The sequence below is a fragment of the Heyndrickxia sp. FSL W8-0423 genome, assembly GCF_038009395.1.
In the GTDB taxonomy this organism is placed as follows: Bacteria; Bacillota; Bacilli; order Bacillales; family Bacillaceae_C; genus Heyndrickxia; species Heyndrickxia sporothermodurans.
This window is the reverse complement of the sequence record NZ_JBBPBE010000001.1, coordinates 1,246,447-1,259,198: the sequence shown is the minus strand read 5'-3', so window position 1 is coordinate 1,259,198 and position 12,752 is coordinate 1,246,447. Positions and strand designations below refer to the sequence as shown.

Sequence of the window (12,752 nt, the reverse complement as noted above, 5' to 3'; positions counted from 1 at the left end):
AGGTTTTATTTTTTTTTACTTTCGCTTTGCAGCGCATATTTTAATTCCGCTGCTTTCGCTTTTCGATAACCGACTTTCGAAACCAATATACTAATTTCGTATAAAATCATTAGCGGTACACCGACGACAATTTGTGACATTACGTCAGGCGGTGTGATAAAAGCAGCAAGGACGAGTAGAAAGAAATATGCGTACTTTCTAATCTTCGCCAAAAACATTGGTGTAATGATTCCTAATCGCGTTAAGAACATGATAACGATTGGTAATTCAAACAGTATCCCAAATGGGAAGGTAATTTGAAACAAAAACGAAAAATATTCATTAATACCGATGACCGGATTAATATCCATTTGTGATGATAGCTTCATCATGAACCGTAAGATTAACGGAAACAATATAAAATAAGCGAATGCTAGTCCAGCTAAAAAGAGAACAAGAGCTATGGGAATATAACTTAATGTTATTTTCCGTTCTTTTTCATATAAACCGGGACTAATAAATGCCCAAAGTTGATAAAGAATTACAGGTAAAATAATCACTATGGCCAAATACAAAGTAACTTCCATAAAAACTTTAAAAGGATCTGTTAGCCGAAACGCATTCATTGTCACCTCTTTTGCATAATCGGAATGCTGGAGATAACGAATGATTGGTTGTGAAAGAAAAAAACTTACAATTACAGCCAAGATAAAGAAAACGACTATCACAAACAGTCGCTTCCTTAGCTCGGATATATGTTCAAAAATCGTCATGTCTTTTTGACTCATATGAATTCATCCTAACATTTTACTTAACGTTGTCTTTATCCGTTTTTGGCTTATCGTCTTCTTCATCCGCCAAGCCCTTAGTCGCATTTTTAAATTCTTTTAATGTATCCCCGGCAGCTCTGCCCAATTGGGGTAATTTCTTTGGTCCGAAAACTAGTAAGGCAACAATCACAATGAGAATAATACTTCCAATTCCTGGTCCCATCTGTGCCCACCTCCTCATATTTACATGATAATACAAATTAGATGTTTAATCCATTATCTATTTATTAGTCTTGTGAAATTTCCGTGTCATTTGGATAGTGCTTTAAAAAATAAACTAATGATTGCAACTCTACTGCTAAGTCAATATGATGCACACGTATAGATGAAGGTACATTTAGTCTAGCCGGTGTAAAGTTTAATATACCTTTTACGTTTGTTTTCGCCAGCTGATCAGTAACCCGTTGTGCAACTTCTGCGGGAATCGTAAGAATAATAACACTGATATCTTCACTGATTAATCGTGCCTCCAGCTCATCCAAACTATAAATAGGTACATCTCCAATTTTTTTACCGACTTTATTTGGATCAACATCAAAAGCGATTTCGATTTTTGTATTATTGTTTTTCATGAAATTATAATTTAAAAATGCTGTTCCTAAATTTCCCACACCGATTAGAGCTACTTTTGTTAATTCATCTTGATCTAATGTTTTACGAAAAAATGATAACAAATAATTAACATTGTATCCGTAACCCTTTTTCCCCAATGCCCCGAAGTATGAAAAATCTCTGCGAATCGTGGCGGAGTCGACTTTTACAGCTTCACTTAACTCAGCTGAAGATACACGCTGTTTACCGGAGTTATGTAAATTCCTCAAAAATCGATAATAGAGTGGTAATCGCTTTGCTGTCGCTTGAGGTATTTTAATTAATTCTTCATTCATACTATAGGTCCCCCATATAAATCTAACTAAAAAAACGTTGGCCTCAAGGGAAATATCTATTCCCTCAGATAATCAGTACTTGAAACACCGCCTGTTTTTTCTATCAAAAACGTTGGTCCAATAACCATTCCTTTATCAATGGCTTTACACATATCATAAACGGTTAAAGCGGTTACAGATGCAGCAGTTAATGCTTCCATTTCAACACCGGTGTTTCCCTTTGTTTTTACACTTGAAATAATGTTTAGCATATACATATTTGGATCTTTTTGTTCCCAACTAAATTCAATATTTACTCCATTAATTGGAATAGGATGACACATCGGAATAAGATCCCATGCTTTTTTTGCAGCCATAACACCTGCAACTTGTGCAACTGCAAGAACATCCCCTTTTTTCATTTTATTATTACGGATTAAATGATAAATTTCATTGCTTAATTGTACACTCGATTGTGCAATCGCCGTGCGGACAGTGTCAGGTTTAGTACTCACATCAACCATCTTCGCTCTTCCCTGCTCATTAAAATGAGTAAGCTTTGACATCGAAAACACCCCTCAATTTATCATACACTATTTTTCTTTCCGTGTCCTATTTAGAAATAGTGAATCATTGCCCAAACCCTCATGAATACGGTACACTACCAATATAGATGAGGTGAAATAAATATGATTTTATTACAAGTTCAACAACTAACAAAACATTTTGGTGCTGAACTTATTTTATCAAATATAAAATTAGAAATTCAGACGAGAGATCGTATTGCATTAGTTGGGAGAAACGGTGCCGGAAAGTCCACGTTATTAAAAATTATTTCTGGACAAATGTCATTAGACTCCGGGGATATTGTCAAACCAAAGGATGTTTCCATCGGTTATCTTGCACAAAATACTGGATTGAAATCTAGTTTATCCATTTGGGATGAAATGTTAACTGTATTTCAAGATTTGCGGCAAATGGAGAATCAAATAAGAGATGTAGAACAAAAAATTGCAGACCCGTATTACTATGAAAAACCGGATCTTTACAACAAAATCTTAGCTGAATATGATCAATTACAGATTCGTTTTAAAGATTTAGGTGGTTATCAGTATGAATCCGATATCCGTTCAGTCCTTCACGGCCTGCGATTCAGTGATTTTGATTATGGAACAATGATTGAAACATTAAGCGGCGGCCAAAAAACCCGCTTAGCATTAGCTAAATTACTTTTAACTAAACCAGACATTTTAATTTTGGACGAACCTACGAACCATTTGGATATTGACACCCTTTCATGGCTGGAACAGTATTTACAAGGCTATAACGGTGCCATACTTATCGTCTCGCATGATCGATATTTCTTAGACAAAGTCGTTACCCAAGTGTATGAATTATCAAGACACGCTATTCAGAAATATTATGGGAATTACAGCCAATATTTGACGCAAAAGGCTGAACAATATGAACGTGATTTCAAACAATATGAGAAACAACAAGAAGAAATTGCCAAACTACAAGATTTTATTCAACGAAATTTAGCAAGAGCTTCCACAACAAAACGTGCACAAAGTCGAAGAAAACAGCTTGAAAAATTGACAATAATGGACAGGCCGTTAGGTGACGAAAAATCAGCTACTTTCGCATTTCAAATTGAGAAGCAAAGCGGTAATGAAGTGTTAAATATTGTGGACGGTTCTATTGGATATAATCACCATATTATCGCAAAAAATATCTTTTTATCAATAAAAAAAGGTGACAGTATTGCACTTGTAGGACCAAATGGAGTCGGTAAATCAACCTTACTTAAAACAATTATTAAAAAGTTGGACCTTCATAACGGAAACATCAATTACGGTTCAAATGTGACGATTGGTTATTATGATCAAGAACAAGCCGACCTCTCATCGAACAAAACGGTTTTAAATGAACTATGGGATGATTATCCTTTGAAAGATGAAAAAGAAATACGTACAGTATTAGGAAATTTTCTATTTTCGGGTGATGATGTTCTTAAAATTGTCTCAAGTTTAAGTGGCGGAGAAAAAGCAAGACTTGCTTTATCCAAGCTTTTACTGCAAAAAGCAAATTTTCTTATTTTAGATGAACCGACAAACCATTTGGACCTCGATAGTAAAGAAGTATTGGAAAATGCTTTAATTGATTACCCCGGTACGATTCTATTCGTCTCCCATGATCGTTACTTTATCAACAGGCTGGCAACAAAGGTGATAGAGCTAGGGAAAGATGGAACAAAGGAATATCTCGGAGATTACGATTATTATGTTGAAAAACAGCAAGAAATGCAGGAATTAAAAAAACTGGAACATTCAAAACTTGAAACTACTACGGATACACAGAATCCTGCAAAACAATCGTATCAACAAGACAAAGAGGCAAAAAAACTGGAACGGCAACGTAAACGTCGAATTGAGGAAATCGAGGGATACATTGACGAATTAGAGAGTAAATTAGAAAATAACGAAGCATTACTATGTAAGCCTGAAATCTACCAAGACCATGAAAAAGTTCTTGAATTAAATAAGGAAATCACTGATTTCAAACAACAACTTGAAAAATTGATGGAAGAGTGGACAGAACTTGCAGAAGGTTAATTGATGCCGCATACTTTAAGACAAAAATACCAGATACTCTGGTATTTTTTTAGTCCACAAAACTATCCACAGATTTTTTTCTCCCCATATAGTATAAAAGTATTATTATTTGTGCATTTCTAGCCTTATCAACAGATTTATACACATTATCCACAGAAATCATAATTTTTCAACAATATTTTATACACACCAACATAGTTTCATTAACATTTTATCCACAAGCTGTGCACAACAACAGTTGTTCGTATTTTTTATTCACATGTGGATAGTTTTATGACAATAAAAAAGAAGCATGTCACCCACATGCTTCTAAAAATGCTCTATATCTAAACTAGGATTTGCGTTTAAGGAATATTCACTTCGCTTCCCTTTTTCAAACAAAATACTTCCTGCTGCTGCAATCATCGCTGCATTGTCAGTACATAAATGTAATGGCGGAATAAGTAACTCAATTCCATCAATCTTGGCAAATTCCTTCTCAAGTCTTTCTCTAAGCCCTTTATTAGCCGCAACTCCGCCTGATAATAATACTTGTTTTACATTAAACTCTTTAGCAGCCTTAATCGTCTTAGTTACTAATACATCAATGACACTCTCTTGAAAACTCGCGGCCATATTTTTCGGGTCAATGGACATACCTTTTTGTTCTGCGTTATGCAATGTGTTAATTACGGCCGACTTTAAACCGCTAAAACTAAAATCATAAGAATCTTCTTCCAACCATGCCCTTGGTAAATCGATCGTTGGTGTTCCCTCGTTTGCAAGTCGGTCGATATGTGGACCTCCAGGATAAGGAAGATTAAGTGTTCTAGCTACTTTATCATATGCTTCTCCAGCTGCATCATCTCTTGTTTCACCGATTACTTCAAATTCCCCGTGCTTCTTCATCAATACTAATTCCGTATGTCCTCCAGAGACGACCAATGATAACAGTGGAAATGCCATTTCTTTCATTAATCGGTTAGCATATATATGACCAGCTATATGATGCACACCTACTAAGGGAATATTTCTCGCAAAGGAAATTGCTTTTGCCGCATTCACCCCAACCAATAAAGCCCCGACTAAACCAGGACCCTCTGTTACTGCAATGGCATCAATATCATCAAATGTAACATCTGCCTTAATCAAAGCCTCTTCGATAACGACAGTTATTTGTTCCACATGGTGTCTTGATGCTAACTCAGGCACAACTCCTCCAAATCTTTTATGGCTTTCGATTTGTGAAGCAACGATATTAGAAAGTATTTCCGTCCCATTTCTAATAACAGCTGCAGCTGTTTCATCACAGCTTGTTTCAATTCCTAAAACAATTAAATCCTTATTCATTATAAATTCACCCACATGACTAAGGCATCCTCTTGGTTATCAGTGTAGTAATTTTTCCTGATTCCACCCTCAAAGAAACCTAATTTCTTATATAACGATTGAGCAATTATATTGCTTACTCTAACTTCTAGAGTCATTGATTTTGCTCCTTGTTGAATTGAATAATCCATGATACTGCTTAATAATAACTCACCTAGTTTTTGGCCACGATATTCAGGTAATATAGCAATATTTGTAATATGTGCCTCATCCACTACAAGCCATACCCCACAATAACCGATAATTTTTTCTTGATCTACAATAACGAAATACCTTGCAAAGTGATTTTTTACAAATTCATTATAGAATGCTTCCCGTGACCAAGGTAATGAAAATGATTGAATTTCTACATTCATGATTCCATCTAAATCAGCTATCGTTGCTTCTCTTAATTGATAATTCATCATTCTTTACTTCTACCCTTTTGAGATTCTAACCATTTTGCTTCCGCTTCAACCAATCGAATATAATTGGGCACAAATGTATGGATATCTTCGCCAGGTAAACCCTTTCCTAAAAATGCCAGTTCACTAGGTCGTGGATTATTTTCTGATGGACTTGCAAAAACTGCTTTATCACCTAAAGTATTAATGATAGCTTCTTTATGTAAATCAATATCATTTCCTACAAAAATAATTGATTTTTCCAGTTGCTTTAACTTTTCTACCCATTCAACCGTTAAAATATTGCAATCATTTAATTCTGTTATTAATGTTTCATTTTCAAAACGATATAATCCTGTATAAATCTGCCCCCTTCTTGCATCAAAAAGAGGACAAATAAACCCAGGAAAATGTCTCCCTATTCCGGCCATTATGGCCAAACTAGAAATTCCTACTAGTGGAATGTTTAAACTCCACGCCATTGTTTTTGCTATACTTACCCCAATTCGAACTCCAGTGTAGGAACCGGGACCTTTAGCCACAACAATTTTTTCAAGATCCATAGGGGCGATGTCACAATCCTTCATCAATTGCTGAATGGCAGGCATTACCCGAATACTATGGTTTTTCTTTAAATTAGTAATATATTCACCGATCACTTTTTCATTATCTAATAGTGCTATTCCTAATGCATAATTAGATGTATCTATAGCAAGCACTTTCATGAAAATAACTCCTCACACAATAATTCGTACCGTTTTCCTACAGGTTTCAATTCAAATTTCCGTTCTACATCACCTAATCGATATATCGAAATCGATAAGTATTCGGTTGGTAACTGATCCTCAATTACGTGAGCCCACTCAACAATCGTTACACCATCACCTTCAAAATATTCATCAAATCCTAAATCCTCATTGGAATCTTGTAAACGGTAGACATCCATATGATATAATGGTAAATTCCCTTGATATTCTTTAATAATTGTAAAGGTGGGACTACTTACATTTCGTCGAATTCCTAATCCTAATGCAATCCCTTTAGTAAATGTTGTTTTCCCTGCTCCCAAATCGCCTTCTAATAATAAGACATCTTTCGCTTTTAATTTTATGGCTAATTTTTGGGCAAATGAGGAAGTGTCGTCCGGCCCTTTAGAAAGCCACTCATATACTTTCATAATAATCTCCTCTGATAATACTTTTGTTAAAAAGCTTATATAAAAAATCCTTAGGATAATGCATTCCTAAGGGAAAACTTGTCTATTGGTAGTGTACATCATTTCCACTAAATGAGCAAAACAACTATTAATTTAAATGAAAAAAAACGAAACTAAGTTTCGTTTTTCATTGGCACTTATTGCGGAGGCAGGATTTGAACCTGCGACCTTCGGGTTATGAGCCCGACGAGCTACCAGACTGCTCCACCCCGCGACGGTAATATTTTAGTTTATATTATGCACTAAGTGCATCCTTTGACTGTCCCGATTTCAGAAAGCTTATTCAAGATGCTGCTCAATCGGTACAACTCGCAGTTTTTTCAATGAAGCAATGCTCGTTGCTCCACCCCGCGACGATAATTATTTATATATAGCCTGGCAACGTCCTACTCTTGCAGGGGGAGAGCCCCCAACTACCATCGGCGCTGAGAAGCTTAACTTCCGTGTTCGGGATGGGAACGGGTGTGACCTTCTCGCCATAATTACCAGACTATTTATTTAAGGGTTTGTTCCCTCAAAACTAGATAGATGAGAAATACTTCGTAATAACCTTGAATCTATTGTTGGTTAAGTCTTCGACCGATTAGTATTCGTCAGCTCCATGTGTCGCCACACTTCCACCTCGAACCTATCAACCTGATCATCTTTCAGGGGTCTTATTTAGATAAACTAAGGGAAATCTCATCTTGAGGGGGGCTTCATGCTTAGATGCTTTCAGCACTTATCCCTTCCGCACATAGCTACCCAGCGATGCCTTTGGCAAGACAACTGGTACACCAGCGGTGCGTCCATCCCGGTCCTCTCGTACTAAGGACAGCTCCTCTCAAATTTCCTACGCCCACGACGGATAGGGACCGAACTGTCTCACGACGTTCTGAACCCAGCTCGCGTACCGCTTTAATGGGCGAACAGCCCAACCCTTGGGACCGACTACAGCCCCAGGATGCGATGAGCCGACATCGAGGTGCCAAACCTCCCCGTCGATGTGGACTCTTGGGGGAGATAAGCCTGTTATCCCCGGGGTAGCTTTTATCCGTTGAGCGATGGCCCTTCCATGCGGAACCACCGGATCACTAAGCCCGACTTTCGTCCCTGCTCGACTTGTAGGTCTCGCAGTCAAGCTCCCTTGTGCCTTTACACTCTGCGAATGATTTCCAACCATTCTGAGGGAACCTTTGGGCGCCTCCGTTACCTTTTAGGAGGCGACCGCCCCAGTCAAACTGCCTGCCTGACACTGTCTCCCACCCCGATTCAGGGGTGCGGGTTAGAATTTCAATACAGCCAGGGTAGTATCCCACCGACGCCTCCACCGAAGCTGGCGCTCCGGCTTCAAAGGCTCCTACCTATCCTGTACAAGCTGTACCAAAATTCAATATCAGGCTGCAGTAAAGCTCCACGGGGTCTTTCCGTCCTGTCGCGGGTAACCTGCATCTTCACAGGTACTATAATTTCACCGAGTCTCTCGTTGAGACAGTGCCCAGATCGTTGCGCCTTTCGTGCGGGTCAGAACTTACCTGACAAGGAATTTCGCTACCTTAGGACCGTTATAGTTACGGCCGCCGTTTACTGGGGCTTCAATTCAAAGCTTCGCTTGCGCTAACCTCTCCTCTTAACCTTCCAGCACCGGGCAGGCGTCAGCCCCTATACTTCGCCTTACGGCTTCGCAGAGACCTGTGTTTTTGCTAAACAGTCGCCTGGGCCTATTCACTGCGGCTCTCTCGGGCTTGCACCCTAACAGAGCACCCCTTCTCCCGAAGTTACGGGGTCATTTTGCCGAGTTCCTTAACGAGAGTTCTCTCGCTCACCTTAGGATTCTCTCCTCGCCTACCTGTGTCGGTTTGCGGTACGGGCACCTTTCACCTCACTAGAGGATTTTCTAGGCAGTGTGGAATCAGGAACTTCGGTACTATATTTCCCTCGCCATCACAGCTCAAGGTACATGGTGACGGGATTTGCCTCGTCACCCCTCTAACTGCTTGGACGCGCTATTCCAGCAGCGCGCTTACCCTATCCTCCTGCGTCCCCCCATCGTTCAAACGGTGAAGAGGTGGTACAGGAATATCAACCTGTTGTCCATCGCCTACGCCTTTCGGCCTCGGCTTAGGTCCCGACTAACCCTGAGCGGACGAGCCTTCCTCAGGAAACCTTAGGCATTCGGTGGAAGGGATTCTCACCCTTCTTTCGCTACTCATACCGGCATTCTCACTTCTAAGCGCTCCACCAGTCCTTACGGTCTAGCTTCTCAGCCCTTAGAACGCTCTCCTACCACGGAACACCGTTAGGTGTTCCATCCACAGCTTCGGTGATACGTTTAGCCCCGGTACATTTTCGGCGCAGAGTCACTCGACCAGTGAGCTATTACGCACTCTTTAAATGGTGGCTGCTTCTAAGCCAACATCCTGGTTGTCTAAGCAACTCCACATCCTTTTCCACTTAACGTATACTTTGGGACCTTAGCTGGTGGTCTGGGCTGTTTCCCTTTTGACTACGGATCTTATCACTCGCAGTCTGACTCCTAAGGATAAGTCATTGGCATTCGGAGTTTGTCTGAATTCGGTAACCCGATGAGGGCCCCTAGTCCAAACAGTGCTCTACCTCCAAGACTCTTACCTTAAGGCTAGCCCTAAAGCTATTTCGGAGAGAACCAGCTATCTCCAAGTTCGATTGGAATTTCTCCGCTACCCACACCTCATCCCCGCACTTTTCAACGTGCGTGGGTTCGGGCCTCCAGTAAGTGTTACCTTACCTTCACCCTGGACATGGGTAGATCACCTGGTTTCGGGTCTACGACCTCAAACTCATTCGCCCTATTAAGACTCGCTTTCGCTGCGGCTCCGCCTCTTCAGCTTAACCTTGCTTGAAATCGTAACTCGCCGGTTCATTCTACAAAAGGCACGCTATCACTCGGCGTCTTTCCGAAGGAAAGACGCACAGAGCTCTAACTACTTGTAGGCACACGGTTTCAGGTTCTCTTTCACTCCCCTCCCGGGGTGCTTTTCACCTTTCCCTCACGGTACTGGTTCACTATCGGTCACTAGGGAGTATTTAGCCTTGGGAGATGGTCCTCCCTGCTTCCGACGGGATTTCACGTGTCCCGCCGTACTCAGGATCCACTCTGGAGGGAACGAAGTTTCAACTACAGGGTTGTTACCTTCTTTGACGGGCCTTTCCAGACCTCTTCATTTACTCCGTTCCTTTGTAACTCCGTATAGAGTGTCCTACAACCCCAAGAGGCAAGCCTCTTGGTTTGGGCTTCTTCCGTTTCGCTCGCCGCTACTCAGGAAATCGCGTTTGCTTTCTCTTCCTCCGGGTACTTAGATGTTTCAGTTCCCCGGGTCTGCCTTCCTTACTCTATGTATTCAAGTAAGGATACTACCCCATTACGGGCAGTGGGTTCCCCCATTCGGAAATCTCCGGATCAAAGCTTGCTTACAGCTCCCCGAAGCATATCGGTGTTAGTCCCGTCCTTCATCGGCTCCTAGTGCCAAGGCATTCACCGTGCGCCCTTATTAACTTAACCTAAAATAAGGTTTGTTTTTAAAACTACTTAAATGGATTGTAATCCATAAAGTGGCGATTCTCGGTTATTACTTGGTTATTTCTCATATTATCTAGTTTTCAAAGAACAAGGCTACTGATTTCAATCACATCATGATTAATCATCGTAGCATTTGCTTCATGCTGCCTTGCTCCGAGGTGAACCTAATCTTCCTCGAATAAGCATTGCCGCAGGAGCAATTCTATTTAGGTAACATTAGAGTCACTGTATAAGTAATCTCTAATTCCCTAAGATATACTGAAAGGAATTAACCTCTCAAAACTGAACAAAACGAGAACGTCTTTTTTTGTAACCACGATAGTGGTCTTCCATATTCCTTAGAAAGGAGGTGATCCAGCCGCACCTTCCGATACGGCTACCTTGTTACGACTTCACCCCAATCATCTGTCCCACCTTCGGCGGCTGGCTCCAAAAGGTTACCTCACCGACTTCGGGTGTTACAAACTCTCGTGGTGTGACGGGCGGTGTGTACAAGGCCCGGGAACGTATTCACCGCGGCATGCTGATCCGCGATTACTAGCGATTCCGGCTTCATGTAGGCGAGTTGCAGCCTACAATCCGAACTGAGAATGGTTTTATGGGATTGGCGTAACCTCGCGGTCTAGCAACCCTTTGTACCATCCATTGTAGCACGTGTGTAGCCCAGGTCATAAGGGGCATGATGATTTGACGTCATCCCCACCTTCCTCCGGTTTGTCACCGGCAGTCACCTTAGAGTGCCCAACTGAATGCTGGCAACTAAGGTCAAGGGTTGCGCTCGTTGCGGGACTTAACCCAACATCTCACGACACGAGCTGACGACAACCATGCACCACCTGTCACTCTTGTCCCCGAAGGGAAATCCCTATCTCTAGGGAGGGCAAGAGGATGTCAAGACCTGGTAAGGTTCTTCGCGTTGCTTCGAATTAAACCACATGCTCCACCGCTTGTGCGGGCCCCCGTCAATTCCTTTGAGTTTCAGCCTTGCGGCCGTACTCCCCAGGCGGAGTGCTTAATGCGTTAGCTGCAGCACTAAAGGGCGGAAACCCTCTAACACTTAGCACTCATCGTTTACGGCGTGGACTACCAGGGTATCTAATCCTGTTCGCTCCCCACGCTTTCGCGCCTCAGCGTCAGTTACAGACCAAAGAGCCGCCTTCGCCACTGGTGTTCCTCCACATCTCTACGCATTTCACCGCTACACGTGGAATTCCGCTCTTCTCTTCTGCACTCAAGTCTCCCAGTTTCCAATGACCCTCCACGGTTGAGCCGTGGGCTTTCACATCAGACTTAAGAAACCGCCTGCGCGCGCTTTACGCCCAATAATTCCGGACAACGCTTGCCACCTACGTATTACCGCGGCTGCTGGCACGTAGTTAGCCGTGGCTTTCTGGTTAGGTACCGTCAAGGTACCGCCCTATTCGAACGATACTTGTTCTTCCCTAACAACAGAGTTTTACGATCCGAAAACCTTCATCACTCACGCGGCGTTGCTCCGTCAGACTTTCGTCCATTGCGGAAGATTCCCTACTGCTGCCTCCCGTAGGAGTCTGGGCCGTGTCTCAGTCCCAGTGTGGCCGATCACCCTCTCAAGTCGGCTACGCATCGTCGCCTTGGTGAGCCGTTACCTCACCAACTAGCTAATGCGCCGCGGGTCCATCTGTAAGTGATAGCCGGAGCCATCTTTCAATTCCCCTTCATGCGAAGAAAAAAGTTATCCGGTATTAGCCCCGGTTTCCCGGAGTTATCCCAGTCTTACAGGCAGGTTACCCACGTGTTACTCACCCGTCCGCCGCTAACTATCAGGGAGCAAGCTCCCATCAAGTTCGCTCGACTTGCATGTATTAGGCACGCCGCCAGCGTTCGTCCTGAGCCAGGATCAAACTCTCCAAAAAGATGTTTGAAATAGCTCTAGTTAAAAATTAATTGACGTTTCGTTTTGTTCAGTTTTCAAAGA

General features: G+C 41.9%; 9 protein-coding genes, 1 tRNA gene and 3 rRNA genes. 1 reads left to right on the top strand and 12 read right to left on the bottom strand.

The window, feature by feature from the left end; all coding sequences use genetic code 11:
* Window positions 1–5: 5 nt before the first annotated feature.
* From tatC to moaC, 4 genes are all read right to left on the bottom strand, one after another.
* Window positions 6–767, bottom strand: coding sequence for a twin-arginine translocase subunit TatC (tatC, locus tag MKY81_RS06405; protein WP_341117157.1), 762 nt, complete (start codon window positions 765–767; stop codon window positions 6–8).
* A gap of 19 nt (window positions 768–786) precedes the next feature.
* The gene (locus tag MKY81_RS06400) at window positions 787–972 is read right to left on the bottom strand and encodes a twin-arginine translocase TatA/TatE family subunit (protein WP_107921211.1); all 186 of its coding nucleotides are present in this window, start codon (window positions 970–972) and stop codon (window positions 787–789) included.
* 64 nt (window positions 973–1,036) lie between these two features.
* Window positions 1,037–1,696 carry a redox-sensing transcriptional repressor Rex gene (locus MKY81_RS06395; protein WP_066236221.1) on the bottom strand — a complete coding sequence of 220 codons (660 nt, stop codon included), beginning with the start codon at window positions 1,694–1,696 and terminating at the stop codon, window positions 1,037–1,039.
* Window positions 1,697–1,752: 56 nt separating this feature from the next.
* Window positions 1,753–2,241, bottom strand: a complete 489-nt coding sequence (moaC, locus tag MKY81_RS06390) for a cyclic pyranopterin monophosphate synthase MoaC (RefSeq protein WP_066236223.1) — start codon at window positions 2,239–2,241, stop codon at window positions 1,753–1,755.
* 123 nt (window positions 2,242–2,364) lie between these two features.
* Between moaC and MKY81_RS06385 the strand changes: the two genes are divergently transcribed.
* Complete coding sequence (locus MKY81_RS06385) at window positions 2,365–4,290, top strand: ABC-F family ATP-binding cassette domain-containing protein (RefSeq protein WP_066236225.1); 1,926 nt, start codon at window positions 2,365–2,367, stop codon at window positions 4,288–4,290.
* Between the two features lie 309 nt (window positions 4,291–4,599).
* On the opposite strand, the gene tsaD is transcribed toward MKY81_RS06385, so the two are convergent.
* From tsaD to MKY81_RS06345, 8 genes are all read right to left on the bottom strand, one after another.
* On the bottom strand, window positions 4,600–5,619 hold the full coding sequence (gene tsaD, locus MKY81_RS06380; protein ID WP_066236233.1) for a tRNA (adenosine(37)-N6)-threonylcarbamoyltransferase complex transferase subunit TsaD: 1,020 nt from the start codon (window positions 5,617–5,619) through the stop codon (window positions 4,600–4,602).
* Window positions 5,619–6,062, bottom strand: coding sequence for a ribosomal protein S18-alanine N-acetyltransferase (rimI, locus tag MKY81_RS06375; protein WP_066236226.1), 444 nt, complete (start codon window positions 6,060–6,062; stop codon window positions 5,619–5,621). The genes tsaD and rimI overlap by 1 nt, the downstream gene beginning before the upstream one ends.
* Entirely contained in the window at window positions 6,062–6,766 is a 705-nt protein-coding gene (tsaB, locus tag MKY81_RS06370; protein WP_066236228.1) for a tRNA (adenosine(37)-N6)-threonylcarbamoyltransferase complex dimerization subunit type 1 TsaB, read from the bottom strand. The genes rimI and tsaB overlap by 1 nt, the downstream gene beginning before the upstream one ends.
* Window positions 6,763–7,218, bottom strand: a complete 456-nt coding sequence (tsaE, locus tag MKY81_RS06365) for a tRNA (adenosine(37)-N6)-threonylcarbamoyltransferase complex ATPase subunit type 1 TsaE (protein ID WP_066236230.1) — start codon at window positions 7,216–7,218, stop codon at window positions 6,763–6,765. Before tsaE ends, tsaB begins: the two co-directional genes overlap by 4 nt.
* Window positions 7,219–7,397: 179 nt before the next feature.
* Window positions 7,398–7,471, bottom strand: a tRNA-Met gene (locus MKY81_RS06360).
* Window positions 7,472–7,630: 159 nt separating this feature from the next.
* A 5S ribosomal RNA gene (gene rrf / locus MKY81_RS06355) occupies window positions 7,631–7,747 on the bottom strand.
* Window positions 7,748–7,820: 73 nt separating this feature from the next.
* Window positions 7,821–10,777: ribosomal RNA gene (locus MKY81_RS06350) — 23S ribosomal RNA — on the bottom strand.
* A 360-nt stretch (window positions 10,778–11,137) separates the two neighbouring features.
* Window positions 11,138–12,690 (bottom strand): 16S ribosomal RNA (locus MKY81_RS06345).
* The 16S, 23S and 5S rRNA genes sit together here with 1 tRNA gene alongside, the layout of an rRNA operon.
* Window positions 12,691–12,752: the final 62 nt, after the last annotated feature.